General features: G+C 64.6%; 14 protein-coding genes. 11 read left to right on the top strand and 3 right to left on the bottom strand.

Going from position 1 to position 24,092, the window contains the following annotated elements:
- From ACLBKS_RS06240 to ACLBKS_RS06210, 7 genes are all read left to right on the top strand, one after another.
- Positions 1-5,250 (top strand): hypothetical protein (locus ACLBKS_RS06240; protein ID WP_410191916.1); only part of this gene is annotated, 5,250 nt, incomplete at its 5' end.
- A 77-nt stretch (positions 5,251-5,327) separates the two neighbouring features.
- On the top strand, positions 5,328-5,810 hold the full coding sequence (locus tag ACLBKS_RS06235; RefSeq protein ID WP_410191915.1) for a hypothetical protein: 483 nt from the start codon (positions 5,328-5,330) through the stop codon (positions 5,808-5,810).
- A 117-nt stretch (positions 5,811-5,927) separates the two neighbouring features.
- On the top strand, positions 5,928-6,827 hold the full coding sequence (locus ACLBKS_RS06230; RefSeq protein WP_410191914.1) for an adenylate/guanylate cyclase domain-containing protein: 900 nt from the start codon (positions 5,928-5,930) through the stop codon (positions 6,825-6,827).
- A gap of 17 nt (positions 6,828-6,844) precedes the next feature.
- On the top strand, positions 6,845-7,657 hold the full coding sequence (locus ACLBKS_RS06225; RefSeq protein WP_410191913.1) for a PP2C family protein-serine/threonine phosphatase: 813 nt from the start codon (positions 6,845-6,847) through the stop codon (positions 7,655-7,657).
- Positions 7,658-7,688: 31 nt separating this feature from the next.
- Positions 7,689-12,134, top strand: a complete 4,446-nt coding sequence (locus tag ACLBKS_RS06220; protein WP_410191912.1) for a protein kinase domain-containing protein — start codon at positions 7,689-7,691, stop codon at positions 12,132-12,134.
- Positions 12,135-12,160: 26 nt separating this feature from the next.
- Complete coding sequence (locus ACLBKS_RS06215; protein WP_410191911.1) at positions 12,161-12,334, top strand: hypothetical protein; 174 nt, start codon at positions 12,161-12,163, stop codon at positions 12,332-12,334.
- 103 nt (positions 12,335-12,437) lie between these two features.
- On the top strand, positions 12,438-15,638 hold the full coding sequence (locus ACLBKS_RS06210; RefSeq protein WP_410191910.1) for an efflux RND transporter permease subunit: 3,201 nt from the start codon (positions 12,438-12,440) through the stop codon (positions 15,636-15,638).
- Between the two features lie 66 nt (positions 15,639-15,704).
- On the opposite strand, the gene ACLBKS_RS06205 is transcribed toward ACLBKS_RS06210, so the two are convergent.
- Together ACLBKS_RS06205 and ACLBKS_RS06200 are read right to left on the bottom strand one after the other, a co-directional pair.
- The gene (locus ACLBKS_RS06205) at positions 15,705-16,994 is read right to left on the bottom strand and encodes a winged helix-turn-helix domain-containing protein (protein WP_410191940.1); all 1,290 of its coding nucleotides are present in this window, start codon (positions 16,992-16,994) and stop codon (positions 15,705-15,707) included.
- Between the two features lie 243 nt (positions 16,995-17,237).
- On the bottom strand, positions 17,238-18,293 hold the full coding sequence (locus ACLBKS_RS06200) for a hypothetical protein (protein ID WP_410191909.1): 1,056 nt from the start codon (positions 18,291-18,293) through the stop codon (positions 17,238-17,240).
- A gap of 239 nt (positions 18,294-18,532) precedes the next feature.
- On the opposite strand from ACLBKS_RS06200, the gene ACLBKS_RS06195 reads away from it, so the two are divergent.
- The 4 genes from ACLBKS_RS06195 (at position 18,533) to ppk1 (ending at position 23,418) form a co-directional block, all read left to right on the top strand.
- Positions 18,533-19,246: a LysE family transporter gene (locus tag ACLBKS_RS06195; protein WP_410191939.1), complete on the top strand. Its 714-nt coding sequence runs from the start codon at positions 18,533-18,535 to the stop codon at positions 19,244-19,246.
- Between the two features lie 163 nt (positions 19,247-19,409).
- Complete coding sequence (locus tag ACLBKS_RS06190) at positions 19,410-20,315, top strand: GNAT family N-acetyltransferase (RefSeq protein ID WP_410191908.1); 906 nt, start codon at positions 19,410-19,412, stop codon at positions 20,313-20,315.
- Positions 20,315-21,220 (top strand): UDP-2,3-diacylglucosamine diphosphatase, encoded by a 906-nt coding sequence (locus tag ACLBKS_RS06185; RefSeq protein ID WP_410191907.1) that lies wholly within the window; start codon positions 20,315-20,317, stop codon positions 21,218-21,220. The genes ACLBKS_RS06190 and ACLBKS_RS06185 overlap by 1 nt, the downstream gene beginning before the upstream one ends.
- Positions 21,217-23,418 (top strand): polyphosphate kinase 1, encoded by a 2,202-nt coding sequence (gene ppk1 / locus ACLBKS_RS06180; RefSeq protein ID WP_410191906.1) that lies wholly within the window; start codon positions 21,217-21,219, stop codon positions 23,416-23,418. The genes ACLBKS_RS06185 and ppk1 overlap by 4 nt, the downstream gene beginning before the upstream one ends.
- Here the strand turns inward: ppk1 and ACLBKS_RS06175 are convergent.
- Positions 23,406-23,960: a hypothetical protein gene (locus ACLBKS_RS06175; protein ID WP_410191905.1), complete on the bottom strand. Its 555-nt coding sequence runs from the start codon at positions 23,958-23,960 to the stop codon at positions 23,406-23,408. The genes ppk1 and ACLBKS_RS06175 overlap by 13 nt on opposite strands.
- Positions 23,961-24,092 lie beyond the last annotated feature (132 nt).

The following is a 24,092-nucleotide window of genomic DNA, read 5'->3' as shown; positions in this document are numbered from 1 at the left end:
AGCGCCACGCTGAGCACGTCTGGGCTGCTGACGCTGAACGCGGGGAGCAACGCGATCACGGTGGCGGCGGGCGACACGGCGAACTTTGGTTCGGTGAACCTCACAGGCGGGGTGGTGGCGCTGACGGAAGACAGCGCGATGACACTGGCGGGCCTGTCGGCCACGAGCGCGACGCTGACGGCCAACGGGGCCATTACCCAAAGTGGCGCGGCGAGCGTCACCGGAACAATGTCGTTGACGGCCGGATCGAATGCGATCACGCTGGACAGCGCTGGCAACAGTTTCGGCGGTGCGGTGACCGCCAGCGGGACCAGCGTCACCATCGACGGCGGCACCGGCAGTCTGAATGTCGGCAGTGGTGGCATCACGGCCAGCACCGGCAACGTGGACCTGCGTGCGGATACTCAAATTACCGCGACCGGCAACATCAGCGCTGTGAATGGCACCGTCATACTGTCGGCGTCTTCAGCCGGTGCTGGAATCCTGCTGGGCAATTTGCCACCATCCAACCGGATCATTGCGGATACGGTGCAGATCGGTCGCTCTGGTCAAACGGGTGTGATTTCCCTGGGTGGCAGTTTCTCGACTGGCAGCAATCTCACGTTCGCGCAGGCGGTGCGATTGACCACCGATGTCACCCTGAACACCAGTTCGGGCAACGGCAACATCACCTTCAATTCCACCGTCGATGGTACGGTGGCGGGGCAGCAGGGGTTGACGCTCAATACCGGGTCTGGCGATATCGCCGTGGCAGGGGATATGGGCAACGGAACACAACTTGAGTACCTGAGGGTCACTCAGGCCCACGACGCTACTTTCTCGTCCCAGATCAATCTGGCTGGAGATTTCACGCAAACGGGCGGTTCCGGCACCACCACCCTGGATGGCGCTTTGACCGTGGGCAGCATCGACCTCAAGGTCAGTCGCCTGACGCTGGACAACGTCGCGTTGAACACCACCGGAAATGGTGACATCACCCTCCAGGTCGACGAGATTTTGACGGTGAGCGGCAGCACCAGTTTCAACGCGGGCACGGGCACGGTCACTCTGGCGCCGTTCACCAAGAGCAACACGGTGCACATTTGCAATAGCAATGTCGCAGGTTCTTGCAGCGGCACTTATGCCACCACCTACGACCTGGGCAGCTTGGCCATCACCGCGGGGACCATTGGGTTTGGCGCGACCGATCATCATGGCGTCATCACCCTGGAAGGGATCACTTTCGGATACGGCCTGGAGGTGTTCAACGACGCCGACATCATCGTGACCGGCAATCTGACGGGAACGGCGGGCAGCTCCTTGATCTTGAATCCTGGCGCGGGCATCACCCGCTTGCAGGGGGGCTCCATCACGACCCAAGGCAATCAGACCTTCAATTCCAATGTGCGATTGAATGGCAACTTTGTCTTGACTGCCACGAATGGCGGTGACATCAATTTCAATGGCACGCTGACCGAGGCGACGACGTCCAACCTGACCATCGCGCAAGCCGACAACGTGACCCTGGATGGCAGCGTCACCCTGACCGGCGATTTCGAGGTCACCCAAGCCAGCGGTACCTTGACCCTCAGTGACGGCCTGCAACTGAAAGCCGGTTCGATCCACTTGAATGCCAATGAAATCGACCGTGGTGCAGGCAGCTCGCAGATCACCTTGGATACGTCGGACGGCAATGGTGGAGCCGGTGGTGACGTGGAGTTGATCACCGACAACCTGACCATCACCAACCTCGACATCCAGGCAGGCAATGGCACCATCACCTTGGCGCCCCAGAATGCCAGCACGGACATGAACGTGTGCAGCAGCGATGCCAGTTCCTGCGGCGGTCCCTTCAATCCCGGTGACGCCGTGTATGACTTGGGCAACACCTTCACCTTCAATTCTGCCGCCACGCTCCAGCTGGGGCAAACCAGCCACAGTGGAGACATCAATCTGTACGCCATTTCGTTGGCCTACGATTTGGCGCTCAACACCAGTGGCTTGATCACCTTGATGGGCAACGTCACGACCAGCGGTACCCTGGATCTGACCGCGGGTCAAGGCATCGAGGTGGGGGGCGGTGGTGTGACCCGCTTGTTCACCATCAACAACGGTGGCGTGGTCAACTTCAACTCCGCACTGAATGCCGCCACCGCGAACACGGAAAGTCTGAGCATCGTGACCACGGGCACGGGTTACGCGGTGTTCGACCAAGCGGTGGGCGGAGTCAAACGCCTGGCCAACTTCAACGTCAATGGCCAGATCAACAACGGCGCCACGGCGCTGAGCGTCAACGCTGGCAACATCAGCCTTTCCAGCAGCTCGACCTTGACCAGCAGCGGCGGCATGACCTTCACGGGTGGGATGAATGCCGCCAATGGCAGTCTGCTGGCAGGCAATGTCACCTTCAACGCCATCAATTTGCAAGGCCAAGTTCACAGCACCGGCAGCCAAACCTTCAACGGTGCCGTGACCTTGGGCGGCGCGACGACATTGACGGCGCGCAATTCCAGCAACGTGCTGCAATCCGTCACCTTCAATGGTGCCTTGGATGGCCAGGGTCAAGGACTGGTGATCAATGGCAACTGGAACCTGCAAACCGCTGCAACCGGCTTGAGTAGCCTGAGTGTCACTGGCACGAGCACGCTGGCGGCCGACGTGACGACGACGGGCGCGCAGACTTACGTCGGCGCTGTGTCACTGGCGACAGCCACACGCACGCTGACGGCGGGCAGCGGCCAGCTGATCGACATGCAGGGCGGTTTGACGGGAGGCGGGCTGGGCCTGAACATCGCGGGCGGCAACTGGAAGCTGGCCGGCAATGCGACCGGCCTGAGCAGCCTGAATGTGGCCGGCACAAGCACCTTGGCGGGCGATGTCACCACCACGGGCGCTCAGACTTATCAGGGCGCGGTGACCTTGGCTGGCACGGGCACACGCGTGCTGCAAGCGGGCTCTGGGCAATTGGTCGACATGCGGGCGGGGCTCTTGGGAGCGGGCTTGGGCCTGAACATCGCGACGGGCAATTGGAAGTTGACCGGCAACGCGACGGGTTTGGGCAGCTTGAACGTGGTGAGCGCGAGCACGTTGGCAGGGGACGTCACCACGACCGGCAATCAGACGTATTCCGGGGCGGTCACCGTGCAGGGGACCCACACCTTGAATGCGGGCGGGACCTTGACCTTGAATGACACCGTGACCTCGAACGCGGGCCTCACGCTGAGTGCCACGAACCTGTATGCCGAGGACACGGTGTCCGCCGCTCAGGATTTGACGCTGAACTTGCAGAACAACCTGACGCACGATGCCGATGGTGTGTCCTTCCAGGCTGGCACGGCGGGATCGGGTGTGCTGACCTTGCGGGTCAATCAAGCCAACAACAGCGCGGGTGTCACGCTGGACTTGAACGGATTGGACCTGTCTGGCACCAGCATCGTGCTCGCGGGCAGCGGCCGTGACACGCTGCAAGGCTACACATCAGGTTCGGGAACGTGGTCGGTGACGGGCAATGGCAGCGGCAGTTTGACGCATGCGGACTTGGGCACCAGCTCGAATGTTGCGGGCTTCAGCGGCTTTGCCACGCTGGTCGGGAGCGACGACGCGGACACCTTCAATGTGTCGGGGAACCACGCAGGCAGCATCCAAGGGGGGGCAGGCGACGACGTGATGCGTTTGGTGGGCTCCGGCACGCTGGGAAGTTTCGATGGCGGTAGTGGCGCGGATACCTTCAACATCACGGGTGCCAGCCATCCCCGCACCGTGGTGTGGGGCCAGGACTTCAGCAACGTGGAAACTTTGTTGGGGAATGGGGATGTGCTGCAGGGCAGCTCCTCCGCTGGAACGACGTGGAGCCTCACGGGCGCCAACAGTGGCACGATCACCGTGGGCTCGGCAGCCAGTTTCTCGGGGTTCACCCAGATCAACAGCGGCACGGGGGGCGAAAACCTGTTCACGTCCAATGGCCAGTACAGCGGCACGGTGCGCTTGGCCGGGACCAACCGCTGGAACTTCACATCCGGTGCGCGTTTGACTCAGGGTAACGTCACCGGCAATGGCAGCCTCACGATCGCCCAGCGCGACGGGCAAACCAGCAAGAGCAATTTCAGCATCAGCAGCAGCGACCTCTATCTGCCCAACTTGTCGGGCTTCACGGGCAACCTGATCATTGGCGGCACCCTCACGCCGCCCACTCTGCCCCTCGGAGGCAGCAGCACGGTGGTGATCAATGCCGACCGCTTGACGGTGGCGGACGCCTTGACCACGGGCGGCAATTTGGTGCTGCTGGGCTCGGACATCGAACTCACCGGTGCCGCGGTCACGAGTGGTGGCAGCACCAGCCTCATCGCGGGAGGGAGCACCTGCAATGGTTGCGCAGGGCTCACCGGCACGGGCGACGTGATCGTCTCCGGCGCTACCAACCTCACAGCCAGCAGCGGTCAGGTCATCGCGGCGCGGGGTATTCAGAACGCCAGTGCCTTGACCCTCAAGTTCGACGGCGGTGATTTTGAGTTGGCCGTGGCGGCCGGGCAGGAGGAAACCTCCCAGCCCAGCAGCCTGTCTGCCGCGCGCAGTATTCCGCTCACCAACCAGACGCAAGCCTTCGTCAACGCCCTGAACCTGCAGTTGGTCAGCGTCTCGGTCAGCTTCGCGAACCCCGCTGCCGCCATGCTGGGCGTGCGCGCCATCGAGGTGATTGACCTGGCCTTGTTCGAGGAAGACCTCACCCTCTTCGGGCGCTTGGGTGAGGGCGTGGCCCTGGCCTTTGCCCAGTGCGAGGAGGTGGAGGGCTGCACGCCCAATGTGACTCTGGAAGAGCTCAACACCGCGCTGAGCCAGATTCAACTCAACATCCAGCAACTGGAGGCGGAGCTGCTTCAAACCCAGGACCCCGAGCGACGCAAGCAGATCGAAGGCCTGTTGGACGAATACCGCGGCCGCCAGAAGGAATACACCGCCTACCGCACCGACCTGGCGGATTTCACTGGCTTCGAGGCGCAGTTCGAGGATGAATTTGGCAAGGCGGGGGCGGCAGAAATTGACATGGCCGCGATGGAGCGCGAGGTGAAGGTGGTCGAAACCATCTATACCCGCGTGCGTTTCCTGGAGAACTTGCGATTCAACCAGGAGCGGCGCAAACTCTTCGCCGAGCGCACCGGCTTGGATCTGAATGACCAGCGCCTGAGCGAGATCATCGATAGCACGCTGAAATCGGCCACCCGTGCCGAAGCGCGCATCGAGCGCATGCTGCAAGGCAAGAACGAGGTCGAATGATGGTGAATAATCATCGGACCTGGAGCAAGTGGCGGGCGGCCATGCCGCCGTGCCTGGTATTTCTCCTTTGGTTCGCGATGTCATGGGCCTCGGCGCAGAGCAAGACGGTCAAGTCGGCGAGCCAGGCGCCTGAAAAATCAGCACAGACCGTGGAGGATCTGGCGTCAGAACTCAAGGAGTTGCGCGATGTCCAGACCGGGCTGGTGCTGACCTTGGCGGCCTGTGGTGACGAGCCGCACTGCGTCTCTGGTGTGAATGATCAGGAGATCACCAGCATGCAGGAACGCCTGCTCAAGGCGACAAAGCAATTGGAGCAAGAAGCGCCCGAGAAACAGGACGCACTGCGCCAAGTCTTGCAAGCCTTGCAACAAGAGGCGGAAAAACTACAGGCCTCGGTGGCGAAGGTGGAGACGGAAATCGACCGGACCAAGCTGGAGGGCAATTGGTCCGATCAGTTCGTCTTTGACGATTTCAATGCCGCGCCCGATGTGCCTTTTGCGAATGAAAAGGTGCCTTTGGTGCGTTTCGAAGATGCGGAGCAGCCATTGCCGCTGGAATAACCGTGCCGACAAAGGCGAGACCCAGTGAGCGTTCCCGGATGACGAGACCAGCAAGCCATCAAGCCATTCAAGTGAAAATAGAAAGATCGCATTTCAGCAATTACAAGGCGAATCACCATGTCCAGCAAAGCCAGCAAATTGTCCATCATGTTCGCCGACATCTCGGGCAGCACCAAGCTCTACGATTCCTTGGGCGATGAACGCGCCCGCAAGGTGGTGGCCGCCACCCTCACCTTGCTGGGTGACGTGGTGGCCCGCTACAAGGGCGCGGTGATCAAGACCATCGGCGACGAGATCATGTGCACCTTCGACGACGCGGAGACCGCCACCAAGGCCGCGTGCGACATGCAGGAAAGCCTGGATGAGGCCAATGACGGCGGCGCCACCGAGGTGCCGGTGAACATCCGCGTCGGCTACCACTTCGGCCCCTGCATCCTGGAGGACGGTGATGTGCATGGTGACGCGGTGAACGTGGCCGCGCGCATGGCGGCGCAGGCCAAGGCGCGCCAGATCATCACCACGGCGGAGACGGCCAAGCTCTTGCCGTCCATGCTTCAGAGCAGCACCCGTTTCGTGGACCATGCCTTCATCAAGGGCAAGGGCGAGATGGAAATCGTCGAGTTCATCTGGCAGGAAGATGACGTCACCACCATGTCGGTCGACCTGCCCAAGGTCGCCGGCCATGTGGGCCAGACCGCGCAGCTGCGCCTGGAATACCGTGACGTCGCCCTCGTGCTCAACAGCACCCGCGAGATGGCCGTGCTCGGACGCAGCCCCACCTGCGACATCGCCGTGGCCGAGACCCAGGCGTCGCGACAACACATCAAGATCGAGTTGCGGCGCGACAAGTTTTTCCTGATAGACCAGAGCACCAACGGCACCTGGGTGCAGAGCGCGGGCGTCCAGGCCGTCGTGCGCCGGGAAGAGATTCAGTTGACGGGCGAAGGCTTGATCAGCCTGGGGCGTGCGATGGACGACAACCCCCAGGAACTGATTCGCTACAGCCTGCAAGGTTGATCAGGAGGAAACCCACCATGTCGCTGTTGAAGAAAGAAGCTCCTACCCAAGGAGCCAGCCCAAGGTCCGGACTGTCCGGGCCGGAGATCGCCATCTCCTGCGGCATGAGTCACAAAGGGCATGTGCGGCAGGTCAACGAGGATTCCTACCTGGACTTGCCGCAAAAGGGTCTGTGGGTGGTCGCTGACGGCATGGGAGGGCACGAGGCGGGCGATGTGGCCAGCCAACTCATCGTGAACAGCTTGCGGCAAGCGCCCTTGAACGGCAGCCTGTCCGACCGGCTGAATGAAATCGAGGACGTCCTGGACCGGGTGAACCGCAGCCTGCTTGAGCGCGGGCAGGGCAAGGCCCAGGCCCAAAGCGAATCGGCTGGCGCCCGCCCGCCCGTCATCGGCAGCACGATCGCCTTGCTGGCGGCGGAGGATCGGCATGTCGGCGTGGTCATGTGGGCCGGTGACAGCCGGGTCTATCGCCTGCGCAAGGGATGCTCGCTGGAGCAGGTGTCCAGCGATCATTCTCAGATCGCCACCTACCTGAAACAGGGGCTCATCACGCCCGAGGAGGCCAAGACCCATCCCGAGCGTCACATCATCACCCGCGCGGTGGGCAGCCAGGAGGACCTGTTTCTGGAGGCGGATCTTTGCGAACTGGCCTCGGGCGAGCGCTTCCTGCTATGCAGCGATGGATTGACCCGCCACCTGAACGACGACGAAATCGCCCAATTGCTGGCCGAGGGAACGCCGCAGGAGGCGTGCCAGAAACTGATTGACCTGACCTTGAGCCGCGGCGCCAAGGACAACGTCACCACCCTGGTGGTGGAGATCGCCTGAGGGCGGCAAGGCTAGGACGAGGCAGAACACCATGGTCGATCCCCGGCGCTTGCTTGATGATCTCGCCAACGCGGAACTGGCGCTGCCGGAGCTGCTCGGGGTCATGCCCGGCCTCTTGCAGCGGCGGGACTTCACCCTGCAGCAAATGCACGAGGCGTTGGATGAATACCTGAACTCTGGCCGTTTGAGCGCGGACTCGGTCGAACGCATCCGGCAGTACCTGCCCGAGACCCAGCCCGGCGACGAATTGGACGATGGCCCGTCCCCCGACGACGAGGATGACGAGTCCGATGGGGCTGCCACCGTGGTGGCGTATGCCCCCGCCGCGGCCGAGGCGTCAGCGCAGGAGCCCCCAGCCGATGACGATGGCGCGGCGACGGTCGTGGCCTACCCGCAACCGAGCGGCCCCGGTGCTTCGTCTGCAAATCATCCCCCGGTTGACGAGGAGGAGGGCGGCGCGACCATCATCGCTTATCCCGGCGGATCGGGCCCACGAGATTTGGGCCTCGGTCCCACTGGCGGTGATGACGACGAAGCGCCGACCGTCGTCAGCAACACGCAGGCACCCTCGACCACGGACAGTTTCACCCATGCGCCGACCAGCCCCACGGGCTACCGGCAGCAGACCCAGCAGAGCACGGGTAGCACCAGTGGCCAAACGTCATCGCGCGCGTCCCAACTGTCGTGGGACTTGCATGGCGCCACCAGTCCGCAGCTGCAAAAGCTGGGCCCAGGCTCCATCATCAAGGAGCGTTTCATCCTCGACAAGGTGCTGGGCGCCGGCGGCATGGGCAAGGTGTTCCAGGCACGTGACCTGTTGAAGGTCGAGGCCAAGGACAGCAACCCCTACGTGGCCATGAAGGTGCTGACCGAGGACTTCAAGGCGCACCCCCAGGCCTTCATTGCGCTGCAGCGCGAAGCCAGCCGCCAGCAGAAGTTGGCTCACCCCAACATCGCCACGGTCTACGACTTCGACCGCATCGGCATGACCGGCACCCAGGTGTTCATCACCATGGAGTTGCTGGTTGGCAAGCCGCTGGACACCTACATCCGCAAGGTGGTGCGGCCCAAGGGGGGCCTGCCTTTCGAGGAAGCCTTTCCCATCATCCAGCAACTGGGGTCGGCGCTGATCTACGCGCACAAGCAAGGGCTGGTTCACTCGGACTTCAAGCCGGGCAACGCTTTCTTGTGTGACGATGGCGTCGTCAAGACGCTGGACTTCGGCATCGCCCGCGCGGCCAGTGGGGGCGACAAGGCGGCCGACAAGAAAGAGGGCGACAAGGACGGTGAATTCGATGCGGGTTCCCTGGGCGCTCTGACCCCGGCTTATGCGTCGCTGGAAATGTTGCAGGGCAAGGATCCATCCACCCAGGACGACCTCTATGCCCTGGCCTGCGTGGCCTACGAGTTGCTGACGGGATACCACCCCTTCAACAAGAAATCGGCGCTGCAGGCGCAAGAAGCCAAGCTCATCGCGGCGCCGATCAAGAACCTCAAGAAGCGCCAGATGAAGGGCCTGTGGCATGGCCTGGCCTTCGAGAAGGAAAAGCGCACCGCCACGGTCGAGCAGTTCCTGGTGGAGCTGGAAGGCAAGGCCAACTGGCACAAGAACCCCTGGGTGCTGGGCAGCGCCTTTTCCGTCGTGCTCGCGATCGCAGCCTACAACCCGGTGGTCAATTACATGGAGGATCTGCGCGTTCAGAGCCTCATCGCTGACGTCAAGACTGGAAAGCCGGAGCTGTTGGAGCAAGCGATTGGTCGACTGCCGCAGTTCGGGGTCACCGCCCGCGCGCGCATCGCCGAAGGCGGGCGCGAGGTGTTCCAGAGCTATTTCCGGCAACGGATCAACGCGGTCATCAATCTTGAGGAAAAGAAGTACGACTTCGCGAGCGCGGAAAACGAATTGCGGCGCATGGCCCTGCTGTTCCCGGACTCCGCAGCGCTGTCCGATCAGACGGCTTACGTGGATCTGCAGCGCAACCGCTATCTGCACCTATTGGGCCAGAAGCTCAATGCGGCGCTGAAGAACGAATGGCTGCTGCCGGACCCGAAGAACCCAGGCCGGGCCATCACCGAGATCATGGCGACGGTGGAGTCGGTCGCGCCCAAGCATGAATTGCTGCGCGACCCGCGCATCCCGGACGCCTATGCCACCAATGCCCAGGAAGCGATCAACATCGCGGACCTGGACAAGGCGCGCGCCTTCTTGGACGTCATCCTGGCTCGCCTGCCCGACGACATCGACCTGATCAACACCCAGGACCGCTGGCAACGCGCCAAGGACGAACTGCAACGCTCCCAGCAGGTCGCGGCCGTGCAGCGCACCGGGGCGCCGCAGGCAGACCGCGGCGTGCTGCTGGCGCTGGGGTTGCACGCCCAATTGGCCCAGCAGGGTTTTGGACCTGATGACGCCTTGCGGCAGTTGGAGCAGCGCCTGGCCTCGCCCGCGAAGGACGGCAAGGAGGAAGCGGCCTGGCAGGCTGAAGTGCTTCAGCTCAGCCTCTACCTGGCGCGCCAGCAGCAAGATCTGGGTCCGGCCCTCGCGCCGCGTTGGGAGGCCGCGAAAGGCAAGCTGGCTGACCATTACCTCGCGCGCATCCAGGCCCTGGAGGCCGCGCGTCGCTACAGCCTGGCCCAAGCCACCGTTGATGACATCCGGCCCCTGCGCCTGGACCCTGCGCGCGTGGGGCAGGCGCGCGAGCGCATCGACGCAGCCTACAAGAAATTCTTGAGCGAGCGTGAGCAGCAGGCGCAGCAGGCCCGCGTCACGGGTCTGCAGAACAGCTTGCTGTTGGAGACCCGGGCGCGCGAAATGGACGCCGCCGAATCCACGCTCGCCGAGTTGAAGCAGTACCTCAACGAGCGCGATCCCTTCTTCACCGTGACCGCGGCCGAAGCCATGACCGAGGCTTACCTCGAACTGGCGCGCAACCAGAGCAACGTGGGCGAATACCAGAAGGCGGTGAAGCTGGCAGAGCGTGGCCTGGTGGTGTCGCCCAACGAAATCCGGCTGCAGCAGATGCGCGAGCGCAACGTCGCCGAATACAACATCGTCGCGCTCAACCGTGTGTTCGGCGATGCCCAGCATTTCGACACGCCGGGCACGCAACGCATGCTGGACGAGGTGCGCAACTTCGTGCCCGACCGTTATCCCGATCTGGAGCGCCAGTACACCGGCATGCTGATCGAGCGCGTCGCGGCTTTGGCCCAGAGTGGGCAATCCAATGCCCGCTCCCAGGCCGAGAGCTTGGCCACGCGCGCCAGCATTCTTTTCCCGGACAACGCGCGGCTCAGTCAACTTCGCTCGCAACTCGCGCCGCCGCCCTGGATCGATGGACGCACCGCCCGAGCCGCCCTGACCACCGGGCGCTTGAACGAAGCCCAGGGCATGCTCGAGACCGCGCGCAAGCGTCTGCCCGATCACCCCGAGGTGACGGATTTCGCCAAGGACCTCAAGAGCCGCAAGGACGAGGCGGCCGCGGCCTATGCCCAGTTCCAGGCCAGCATGGACGCGGGCGAGTACGACAAGGCCCGCGAGCAGCTCGGCTCGGCGCGCCAACTGTGGTCTGACAATCCGACTTACCGCGCCGCGATCTCCACCCTCAGCCAGAAGATGGCGACCCAGCGCTGGCAGGGGCGCATCCTGCAGCGTGACGCCGACATCCGCAGCCTGACGAGCAGCAAGGGGGTCACGGGGTCCGACGTGGCGGGCCAGGCGTGGACACCGATCCAGAGCACCACGCCTTGCACCGACAGCCTGGCCGGGCTCGGCCGCCGGGCTCGCGCCATTTGCTTCGACATGCTGCACGACCGGGTGCGCGGCCCCCTGATGGTGGTGGTGCCGCCCTTGGGCGAGCGCGTGGGCCCGGCCACCGGTGGCAAGTATTTCGCCGTCAGCAAGTACGAGATTTCCAACGAGGACTACAACAAGTACTGCTTCTTCAGCGGGCAATGCCCCGTGGACGACAGCAAGGCCAAGACCCTGCCCAGGGTCGGCCTGAGCGAGAAGGAAGTGTTGGCCTACACCACGTGGCTGTCCGAACGCACCGGCAAGACCTACCGCTTGCCGACCCGCGCCGAGTGGTTGCACGCCGCGGGCGCGGCCGGGCAGCAACCTCCCAAGGACTACAACTGCACGGTGCGCTTGGGCGGGCAGGTGCTCAAGGGCGATCAACTCACGCCCGTGTCCAGCGGCCACCAGAACGGATGGGGTTTGCAGAACTTCATCGGCAATGCGCAGGAGCTGGTCCTCAGTGCGGGCCGTCTGCAGGCGATGGGAGCTTCTTACCAGGACCCCCACGCGGAATGCAGTCTGAGCTTCGTGCGCGACCACTCCGGTCGGGCCGACGAGGTCACGGGCTTGCGCGTGCTGCTGGAAGACGTGCAGGCGCCGCTGTTGCAAGCGGTTGCGCCTTCCGCCGTCGTTGCGGCGCCCACATCCGCTGCTGCCCCCGTTCCGGTCGTTCCCGCGCCGTGATCGGTATGAACAACGGAGATTCGACCATGCACACCAATCTGAAAACTTTGTCGCGTCAGTACGCCAGTGGCATGATCAGTCGGGCCGATTACCGTCGGGCCCGCGCCGAATTGATCGATGCCTTGCACAACCACGATCAGACGCAACCCCACACCACCGAACCCGCCGTCACCGAGGAGCCTCGGCGTCAGGAGGGCTGAGCCCGCGGGCGGGATTTACGCGGGGTTCACGTTTCGGTGTTAACTTCGGCGGCTTGCTCCCGTTCCCCAGCCGTCCAGCGCACCACGCTGGGCTGACGCCGCCATGCAACTCGCCGAACTGTCCATCCGCCGACCGGTCTTCGCGACCGTGCTCTCGCTGCTCATCGTCCTGATCGGCGTGGTCAGCTTCTCGCGCCTGTCGGTGCGCGAGTACCCCAAGATCGACGAGCCGGTCGTCACCGTGTCGACGTCCTATGCCGGAGCGTCCGCCGAGGTGATCGAGTCGCAGGTGACCAAGCCGCTGGAGGATTCCATCGCGGGCATCGATGGGGTGGATGTGCTCACCTCCATCAGTCGGCCCGAGAGCAGCCAGATCACCGTGCGTTTCAAGCTGGAGAAGGACGCGGATGCCGCTGCCGCCGAGGTGCGCGACCGCGCCTCCCGCGTGCGCCGCCGTTTGCCGGCCGAGATCGACGAGCCGGTGATCGCCAAGGTCGAGGCCGACGCCTCGCCGGTGATCTGGCTGGCGTTCACCAGCGAGACCCGCAGTCGGCTGGAAATCAATGACTTGGTCAACCGGGTCGTCAAACCTCGCCTGCAAACCGTGACCGGCGTGGCCGACGTCAGCATCTTCGGCGAGCGCCGTTATGCCATGCGGGTCTGGCTGGACCCGGACCGCATGGCGGGCTACGGCCTGACCACCCAAGAGGTGGAAGACGCCATCCGCCGCAGCAACCTGGAACTGCCGGCCGGGCGCATCGAGTCTCAGCAGCGCGAGTTCAGCGTCACCTCGCTGACCGACTTGGCGCGGGCCGAGCAGTTCGCGGCCGTCGTCATCAAGAGCGTCAATGGCTTTCCGGTCAAGCTGGGTGACGTGGCGCAGGTGGCCGAGGGCCCGGCCAACGAACGCAGCACGGTCCGCCTGAATGGCAAGGACGCCATTTCCGCGGGGGTGATCCGCCAGGCCACGGCCAATCCGCTGGATTTGTCGCGCGAGGTGCGCGCCGCCCTTCCGCGCTTGCAAGCCGACTTGCCGCCCGACATCCGCATCGACATCGCGAACGACAACTCGGTCTTCATCGACCGCTCGGTCCGCAACGTCTACCAGACCATCCTGGAGGCCGTGGCCCTGGTGGCCTTGGTGGTCTTCGTGTTCCTGCGCACCTTGCGCGCGTCCATCATTCCCATCATCACCATCCCAGTGAGTTTGGTGGGTGCCTTCGCGCTGATGGCCGTGGCGGGCTTCTCCATCAACACGCTCACCTTGCTGGCGCTGGTGCTGGCCATCGGCCTGGTCGTGGACGACGCCATCGTGATGCTGGAGAACATCTATCGCCACATCGAGGATGGCATGGACCCGTTCGCCGCCGCCATCAAGGGTGCGCGCGAGATCGGCTTCGCCATCATCGCGATGACCCTGACCCTGGTGGCGGTGTACGCGCCGCTGGCCTTCACGCCGGGGCGCACCGGGCGCCTCTTCGTGGAGTTCGCGCTGGCCTTGGCAGGCGCCGTGCTGGTCTCGGGTTTCGTGGCGCTGACGCTCTCGCCCATGATGTGTTCGCTGCTGCTCAAACACAACCCCCAACCCAACCGATTTGACCGGGGCATGGAGCGCTGGCTGACCGCGCTCTCCAACGGTTATGGCCGCTTGCTGCGTTGGCTGATCACGGCCCGCGCCGGCGTGCCCACTCCAAGTGCTCCGGCGAGGACCTCGGACCTGCTCGGAGGTTTGGGCTTGGCGCAGCGTCGGCGCTTGCGCTTCCTGCCGCCTTGGCTGTTGCAAGCCCGTTGGTTGGTCATCGGCGCCATGGTGCTGTGCGGGCTGACCATCTGGCGCGTCTACCCTGCGATGAAGCAGGAGCTTTCGCCCATGGAAGATCGCGGCACCATCATCGCCAACATCAACGCGCCTGATGGTTCGACGCTGGAGTTCACCAACCGCTATGCGCGGCGGATGGAAGAGATGGGTCAGAAGTACCCCGAGTTCGACCGCATCTTCGCCAACATCGGCAATCCCACCGTGTCCCAAGGCAGCGTCATCTACCGCACGGTGGACTGGGAGCAACGCCAGCGCACCACCCTGGAATTGGCGCGGTTGCTGGGGCCCCAGTTCAACTCCCTGGCGGGCGTAAATGCCTTCGCGATCACACCGCCGTCCCTGGGGCAGGGCTTCCGTGATCGCCCCTTGAACTACGTGATCCAAACCTCCGACAGTTACGAGAACCTGAGCGTCGTGGTTCAGCAGTTCATGGAGGCGATGGCACGCAACCCCGGCATCGTGTCCCCCGACGCCGACCTGCGCCTGAACAAGCCCGAACTCCGCATCGAGGTGGACCGCGACAAAGCCGCCGACCTCGGCGTGGGCGTGGACACGGTGGCGCGCACCATGGAGACCATGCTGGGCGGGCGCACGGTGACCCGCTACAAACGCGACGCCGAGCAGTACGACGTGATCGTCCAGACCCGCCCCACGGGCCGCACCACGCCCGAAGACATCGACAAGATGTATGTGAGGGGCAAGAACGGCGCCATGGTGCCCTTGTCCGCCTTGGTGGTGTCGCGTGAGAGCGTCAGCCCGCGCGAGCTCAACCACTTCGGGCAGCGCCGCAGCGCTTCGATCACCGCCAACCTGGCGCCCGACTATTCCTTGGGTGAGGCGCTGGCGTTCATGGATGCCACGGCTGCCAAAGTTCTGAAGACGGGCTACAGCTCCGAACTGAATGGCACTTCGCGCGAGTTCCGCAAATCCCAGGGTGCGCTGGGCCTGGTCTTCGCGCTGGCCTTGCTCTTCATTTTCCTGGTGCTGGCCGCGCAGTTCGAGAGCTTCGTCGACCCCTTCATCATCATGCTGTCCGTGCCGCTGTCCATGGTGGGCGCTCTGCTGGCCCTGCAGTGGACGGGAGGCTCGCTCAACGTCTATTCCCAGATCGGCCTGATCACGTTGGTGGGCCTCATCACCAAGCACGGCATCCTGATCGTGGAATTCACCAATCAATTGCGCGAGCAGGGCATGGACATGGTGGACGCGCTGGTGCAGGCCTCCAGCCAACGCTTGCGGCCCATCCTGATGACCACGGGCGCGATGGTGCTGGGCGCCGTGCCGCTGGCCTTGGCCCACGGTGCGGGCGCGGAAAGCCGTCAGCAGATTGGCTGGGTCATCGTCGGCGGCATGACCTTGGGCACCGCGCTCACCGTCTTCGTCGTGCCCACCATGTATGCGTTGCTGGCGCGCTCCGCTGTCCCTGGCGCCAAGACGACGGTGGTGGACGAGACGCAGCCGTCCCCGGTCGGGCCCTCTCACTGAGTTGGGCGCAGTCGCACCCCGCACCCCACCCGTCCTTTTCCAGTCATGCGCATCGTCCGGCGTTCGTCAGGCGGGCCGGGCTGCGGCGCTTCCAGCCGCGGGCTCGGCTGTGCTGGTCTCGACCATGTGCTTGAGTTTCTGCAGTATGTCGCGCGCGCGCGGATGCTGACGCAGCGGCGCGCACGCCGGTGAGTGCAGCAGTCCGGGTAGCCCGCTGTAGCGACCCTGGTAGGCCACCGCGATTTCCTCGGCCGCATCGTCCAGCTCGCCCAATTCAATCAAGGTGGTCACCCGCGCCACGCGCTGATGCAGGGTGCAAGGATGGCGGCCGGCGGGCGACGCATCCAGCGCGCGGCGGGCTTCGGTGCGCCTGCCACACCGGGCGAGGACGTAGGGCAGGCTGACCCGTGCGTAACGCGGCAGTTCAGCCAACTCGTGCAGTTCCCGCGCCAATGGAATCAGCGCAGCGCGGGGCGCTAACCTCGCCTGCAAGGAGCACCATGCGCTCGCGACCAGGGTGCTGCCGGGGTGGGCGGCCCGAGCCGTGTCAATGGCGCCTAGCGCCGCGTCCCGCTCCCCGGCGTGCGCCAGCAGGCGCGCCCACATCACTTTTTCGACCGCCGAGTGGGGCCGCTGCGCCAGGATGCGGTGTTGGCAAGGATGGGCGTGCGCCGCTTGACCCGTGGCCAGCAAGTGCCAGATGTAAGGTTGCAGTGCATGGGCCGAGTCCGGTAATTCCCGCAAGGCCGACTGGTGGAGGTCGCGCGCCTCGGCAAAACGCCAATCCAGGTCGTGCAGACCGGCCCGCGTGGCGGCCAACAGCGGACATTCAGGTGCCAGAGCCTGCGCCAGTCCGACTTGCACCCAGGCCTCCTCGAGGCTGGCCTGCGCCTGGGCGTTGAGGTCCAGACGGTGAACCAGCAAAATGGCGTGTGCCCGCAGCACGCGCGCGGGGATGTAGTCGGGCTGCCGTTCCGTCAGCTTGCGCAGCAAGTCGATGGCGCGTGCCAGGGGTGTGGCCGTCTGCCGCTGCACCAGGGAACAGGCGTGCATGAATTGCTCGACCACGTCCACCGGCGCTTGCGCTGCCTGCACCAAGGCTTCGTGCACGGATGGGGTGGGAGGCGGTGGCAGCAAGCGGTAACCAAAGCCATAAACCGCTTCTATGCGCGCCTGCGGAACGAGACGCCGCAACTGGCTGATGCAGCGCACCAGGCTTTCGTCCGACACCGCGCGTTGCCGAGGCCAAGCCTGCCGCATGATGTCTTCCTTGCTGATTGCTTGCGAGGGGTGACTCGACAGCAGGGTGAGGATGGCTCTCTCTTTTGGGGGCAGGCGTGCGAGCGTGCTTTCCATCCACGCGGGCGGGCCGCTCAGCGGCAGGGCGGACTGAGACAATGGGCAGGGCTTTCCGGTCAAGTGGTGGCGCAAGGTGCCCGGGAAGCGCGCTCCCGGGCCTTCGCCACGGCTTCATGCTAATCGGAGCCCCTGTCCTTGAGGAGATGCGAAATATTTTGACGCGGACCCCTCCCGATCCACGTCCAAGTCCGTGCCCGCCCGTTGCCCTGTGGGGCCCGACCAGGCCGATTCAAAATTCAATCAAAACTTGATGTTGGGTCTGAACACGAACGTCAGCTCGTCGGCGTCCGAGTCGGCCAGCGCGCCGGAATACTTGCGGCTGTTCTCGTAAATCAAGCCCACGTCCAGCGCCAAGGCGACTCGGTAGCGCGACAACGGGAAGATCCGTCCAATGACGATTTGCTGACGCATCAGGTGGCCATCGTCACGCGCGAACTCAGTCAGGAACTCAACGTTGGCGTTGTTGAGGAAGCTCAGCAGCTTGGAGGTGTAGCTCAGGTTGGTGCGGCGCAGACCCACGTAAAAGAGGTCGCGGATGTCCGGGTTGCCATGTTCCTTGAGGCCGACGCGAAAGCTCCAGCTCAGTTCTTCCTCGCGAAACGTGCGTTCGCCCTTGAGCTTCCATTCCAACTCGCACCAGTCGTCGTCGATCAGCACGTTGTTGTGGATGTGTTGCGTGCCGCAAGACAGCAGGTAGCCCATGTAGCCGCGATTGCTCTGCTTCTCGTCTTCGCCTTCGCGGCGGAATTTCATGGAGCTGCCCAGGAAGGCGGAGATCGCCCAGGGCTCTTGGAAGCCGGCCGTGACGCCATCGATCAGGTTGAAGTTGTTGCCCCCTGCCGAGCCAACGTCGTAGTTGTCGTAGCCATCGGGATGGGTGCGTTTGTACCAGGTGCCCAGCACTGGCATCGGGTTGACGCTGGCCTCCAGGAGGAACAGGCGAGGCTGGAAAGAGTCGTTGAAGAGGCGCCGGTACACCTCGCTTTCTTCCAGGTGTCCGCCGTTGGGTTCATCGGCGTCGGTCAGCGCAATGTCCGCCCCCACGTTGCTGTAGTAGGCGTCCAGCTCGTAATGGAAGGCGATGCGCGGCGGCCGCGTTGACGCAGCGGCTTCGGTGCTGGCGGAAGCGGCAGCGATCACTGGCGTGTCGGGGGGCACCGGCGCTGCGGGGATGGCTGGTGCCGCGGTGGACACCGCGTCCATAGGCACGTCCGGCGCATGAGTGTCCTGGGCACGGGCCGGCATGTCCCACAAACCGCCAAGCGTCATCGCGAGCAGCAGGAGCGAAAGGCGCAAGGAAGGCCAGCGGGAAACGTCAGGACAAGACACCGGGAGCGAGGCAGAAAAGCGGATGCGCCACGAGGTGCGTGCCCAACGGCACCTTGGAAGCCCTGAGGGCGCGCACCGGCTGCGTGGACCGGCGCGTAGCATATCAAAGGCCGCCCCCGCGCCGTTGAGCGGGGCCTGGTGGGGTGGGGGGTAGTCGCCGCAGGTATAGTCTGCGCCCATCCTTGTTGTTGCCCACTGCTGGTTCCGTGCTCGCTCTTTTTCTGTCGGCCCTTATGCTGGGCTTCATCTTCAATGCCGCGCCAGGCGCGGTGTTTGCCGAAACCATACGCCGGGGCCTGCGGGGCGGCTATCGCGGTGCCTTTCTGGTGCAGGTGGGTTCGCTGACGGGGGACGCCCTCTGGGCTGTGCTGGGCTTGGTCGGCGTGGGTCTGCTGGCCCGCACCGAGGTGCTGCGCACGCCGGTCGCGCTGGCGGGCATCGCCTACCTGCTCTGGCTGGCGTGGGATGCCTGGCGCGCGTCCCGCCTGCCGATGCCACCGATCGAATCCGAGGGTTCTCGGATGCAGGCCACGACAACGTCCGGCACCAGCGTGCCCGCGGACTCCTCTTTCGCGCATGAGGCCAGCGCCCGTGGACCCTCGTCCGCCGACGACGGGCGAGCCGCCCTGCGTGCTGGCGCTTTGCTGTCCATCACCAACCCTCACAACGTGGCGTATTGGGCCGCTTTGGGCAGCGCCATGGGGGCAGCGGGGGTGAGCGATCCACACTGGACGGACTACGCCATCTTCTTCACCGGGTTCATGGTGTCCTCGGTGGTGTGGTGCTTCGTCTGTGCGGCGCTGGTCGCGCGCTTCTTCGCGGGGGCCAACGAGCGCTGGGCCCGATGGACCCACCGCGCCTGCGCGCTGGCGTTCCTGCTGCTCGCCCTGTCTTCGGCCCGTAGCCTGGCCGGTCTCTGACCAGATTCCCTGGCCCCCTCCGCTAGAGCACGCAACCGGAGCCGTGGGCCGGATCGGAGTCCGGTCTTTCGAGGCTCCGTCATCGATTCGTCATGAATCGGACATGGTGTCGTCATCCCTGCTCACCACACTGGTGTCACACAGGATGAACAACGCAGACACCATGAAAGAACACACGCGTCCGAGTTTCCCGCTGTCACTCTGGCCCCTGGCGTCGAAGATTCCGCGGATTCCGACGCGGATTTCCACCGCCTTCGCGCAAGCACTGCCGTCCATGCTGGTCCGCGGGCAACGCCCCGTCAAACCGCCGGCGCAGCGTCCAGTTGAACGGCAGGAGTCGGGCGTGGAGGTGTCTTGGGCGCGGCACCAGGACGAAGTCCGCGCGGCCCAACGCTTGCGTTACTTGGTTTTCGCGGGGGAAATGGGCGCGCGCCTGAATACCTCGGTGCCCGGCCATGATGTGGACCTCTACGACGACTATTGCGAGCACCTGCTGGTGCGCGACGTGGCCACGCGCGAGGTGATCGGCACCTACCGCATGCTGACGCCGGCCCAGGCGCGGCGCCTCGGTGGTTTCTACAGCGACAGCGAATTCGACCTCACCCGCCTGCGCCCCTTGCGCGAGAACATGGTGGAAGTGGGCCGCAGCTGCGTGCACCCGGACCACCGCAACGGTGGCGTCATCATGCCCTTGTGGGGCGAGCTGATCAAATTCATGGCGCGCAACCAGATCGACGCGATGATCGGCTGCGCCAGCATCCCCATGCTGGACCCGGTCAGCGGCGAGATCAATGGCAACGCCGCCGCCAGCCTCTGGCGTCAGTTGAGCCAGACCCACCTCGCGCCCATCGAACACCAAGTCTGGCCCCGCCTGCCGCTGCCAGTGGATCAGCTGGACGGCAGCCTGTCGGTCGAACCTCCGGCGCTCATCAAGGGCTACCTGCGCCTGGGCACCAAGGTGCTGGGGGCACCGGCCTGGGACCCAGACTTCAACTGCGCCGACCTGCCGATGATGATGCGTCTGTCGGACATGCCCGCGCGTTACCGCAAGCACTTCGTGGGGCAATGATGCAGAGTCCCACCAGCGAACACCTGCGCGCCGCCCTCGAAGAACGCGACGAGGCCGACGACAAGCGGCCCCGCTACCGCGCCGTTTTCATTTCCGATCTGCACCTGGGCACGCCGGGTTGCCAGGCGGGCGCCTTGCTGGACTTCCTGCGCGAAAGCAGCAGCGAGCGCCTCTACCTCGTGGGCGACATCATCGATGGATGGCAATTGCGCCGTCGCTGGTACTGGCCTCAGCAGCACAACGACGTGGTGCAAAAGCTGCTGCGCCGCGCGCGCAAGGGCAGCCGGGTGATCTTCGTGCCCGGCAACCACGACGAGTTCGCCCGCCAATTCCTGGACCACCAGTTCGGTGGCATCGAGGTGGTGGAGGAGGCCGTGCACGTCACCGCCACGGGGCAGCGCCTGTGGGTGACGCATGGCGACTACTTCGACGGCGTGATCCAGTACGCCAAGTGGCTGGCCTACGTCGGCGACACCCTGTACGAATGGGCGCTTAAACTCAACCGCTATCTCAATCACTGGCGCGCCAAGCTGGGCCTGCCCTATTGGTCACTGTCGGCTTACCTGAAGCTCAAGGTCAAGAAGGCCGTGAATTTCATCAGCGATTTCGAAGTCGCCGTCGCGCGCGAAGCCAAGAAGCGCGGCCACCATGGCGTGATCTGCGGCCACATCCACCACGCCGAGATGCGTGAGATCGATGGGGTGCTCTATTGCAACGATGGCGACTGGGTCGAAAGCCTCACCGCCTTGGTCGAGCACCACGACGGTCGGCTGGAGATCGTGCATTGGGGTCAAGTGCTGGCCGGCGTGATCGCCGACGCACGGGATGGCCGCAAGCGCGCCACTTCCACCGTGGAGCCGGACCCCGCCGAGGAGGCGGTCCCTGCCCTGATGTCTCAGCCATGAACACCAACCTTCCGACTGTGATCAGCGACATCGCGGCCGCGGCGGCACAAGGCAAGGAGACGGCCTTGCCCTTGCTGGACCGCGACCACAGTGTGCTGGCCTTCAACTGGCGCGTCTTCGATTGGGCCTGCCGTGCCGATGTGCCCCTGCTGGAGCGCCTGCGCTATCTCTGCATCGTGTCGTCCAATCTGGACGAGTTTTTCGAGGTGCGCTCCGAACCCCATTTGATGGCTTACCAGCGCAAGGACGCGCAGGGTCTCTACACCGCTGCGTCGTTCACGCGTCTGTCCGTCGCCATTCACGAACTGGTCGCGCGCCAGTACGCGCTCTACAACGACGAACTCATGCCCGCCTTTCGCAAGGAGGGCATCGAGATCGTTTCCCACGGGGACCGCAACACCGCGCAGCGGCGCTGGGTGCGCCAGTACTTCGAGCACGACGTGCAGCCTCTGCTGATTCCCGTGGGTCTGGACCCCTCGCATCCCTTTCCGCAGGTGGCCAACAAGTCGCTGAACTTCATCGTTCGCCTGGGTGGCAAGGATGCTTTTGGGCGCGAGAACGACATCGCCATCGTCAAGGTGCCCCGCGCGCTGCCGCGTCTGATCCCCATGCCCGAGAAGCTCTGCGGTCAAGGACACCGCAGGCGGCGCCTGTTCGTGTCGCTGTCCAGCGTGATCCGCGCGCATCTGGAGGAGTTGTTTCCTGGGCGCGAGGTGCGCAACTTCTCGCAGTTCCGGGTGACGCGCCACTCGGACCTCGCGGTCGACGAGGAGGACGTGAAGAACCTGCGCACCGCGCTGCGCCAGGGTCTGGAGCATCGCCACTATGGCCAGGCCGTGCGCCTGGAAGTCTCGGCGGGTTGCCCCCAGGATCTGGCGGACTTTTTATTGAGCCAGTTCGATTTGCCCGAAGGTGCGCTCTACCGCGTCCACGGCCCCGTGAACCTGGTGCGCTTGGGCCAATTGGTTGATCTCATCAATGATCCCCAGCTGGAAAAGCGCCTGCGTTTCGCGCCTTACCGGGCCAGCTACCCGGCGCAGCTGGCGGGCACGGCGCAGGGGGCGGCATCCACCTCCGGCGCGGCTGGGACTCTGTCGATCTTCGAGCGGCTGGAGCGGGGTGACGTGCTGATTCACCAGCCGTATGAACGCTTTGATGGGGTGCTCGATTTCCTGCGCGAGGCCGTGAACGACCCGCAGGTGCTGGCCATCCGTCAGACGGTCTATCGAACGGGCGCCAACTCGGCGTTGATGGATCTGTTGCGCGAGGCGGTGCGCCGCGGCAAGGAAGTGACGGTGGTGCTGGAGCTGAAGGCGCGCTTCGACGAGGAGGTGAACATCGACTGGGCCGAGCGCCTGGAGTTCATCGGCGTGCAGGTGCTCTACGGCGTGGTGGGCCTCAAGACCCATGCCAAGGCCATGCTGGTCACGCGCCGCGTGCCCGGTGCCGGGGGGGAGGGGGGAGGGCCGACGCTGCGGCGCTATGCCCACTTGTCCACGGGCAACTACAACCCTGCCACCGCGCGCTTCTACACGGACTGGAGCCACTTGACCGCGGACCCGCAGATCACCGCCGACGTCGAGCAGGTCTTCATCCACCTGGCCGGGCAGAACCGACTGCCGAAGCTGCATCAGCTCTGGATGGCGCCCTTTCACCTGCACAAGAAACTGCTGGAAAAAATCGAGGGCTTGCAGGCTGCCGCCGCGGCGGGCAAACCCGCCCGCCTGGTCGCGAAGATGAACGCGTTGACCGACGAGGCCCTGATTCGCGCGCTCATCGATGCCGGACAACAGGGGGTGAAGATCGACCTGATCGTGCGCGGCGCCTGCATGCTGCCTGCGGGCGTGCCCGGGCAGACGGAGAACATCCGCGTGCGCTCCATCATCGGACGCTTTCTGGAACATGCGCGGGTGTTTTACTTCCGCCGTGGTGAGGGCGAGGAGCTGGAGGAGTCCCTCTACCTGGCCAGCGCGGACTGGATGAACCGCAACATGCTGCGCCGCGTTGAACTCGCCTGGCCCGTGCTCGACCCCGCGCTGCGCCAACGCGTGATCGACGAAACGCTGACGGCCGCCCTGCAGGACAACGATGGCGCCTGGGAGCTGATGCCCGACGGCCGTTATGAACGCCTGCAGCCCGCCGAGGGCGCGCCCGCCCTCAGCGTGCAGCGCGCACTGATGGGGCGTTACGGGGCCTGAGTCGCGTCGCCGTCGCCGGCGGCTTGGGCTGCGGCGGCTTGCCCTGCGGGGGACTTCGCCTTGCCCGGCTTCTTGGGGGACGCGTCCTTGGGTGCCTTTGCGGACTTTGTTGGCTTGGCTGGCTTGCTCGGCTTGTCCGTTGACGCGGCGCTCAAGGGTTCTGGCAGGGCGCGCAGCGCGTCCAGCAAGGCCGTGTCCGCCAGCTTGCCGAGCGTCAGCAAGCCTGCGCGCAGCAGGGTGTTCTTCTTGACCTTGAAGCCCAGCACCGCGACGCGGCGCTTGAGTGCGCCCAGCGCGGCATCTTCGTCCTTGGGCAAGCTGTAGCGGTCGTGCACCAGCTTCGGCTTCTTCTCGGTCGACTTGACCTTGACCACCTTGACCTTGATCTGTTTCGTTTCGGACGTCTTCGTGGCCCGGGCGGGTGCTAGGGCGGGCGACGCTTTGGTGGTCTTGTTCTTCTTCTCGGCCGGGCTGGCGGTCGCCGTGGTTTTCTTGGAGGCTGCGGGGGCGGTGTTTGGGTTCGGCTTGGACGACGGTTTCATGGTGGCTTGCAGAGTTCGGGTTCGGTGGGAAAAAGCAGCCGGTTATACCGAGTCGGCCATGAAACCGCTACCTCGTTTCGACGGGTTCACGCCCAGGTCACGGAGGTGTCATTTTTTATTCACTCGCATGAC

The organism is Hylemonella sp. W303a (assembly GCF_046452315.1).
In the GTDB taxonomy this organism is placed as follows: Bacteria; Pseudomonadota; Gammaproteobacteria; order Burkholderiales; family Burkholderiaceae_C; genus Hylemonella.
The sequence above is the reverse complement of the archived record's forward strand: the minus strand, read 5'-3'. Positions and strand labels throughout refer to the sequence as shown.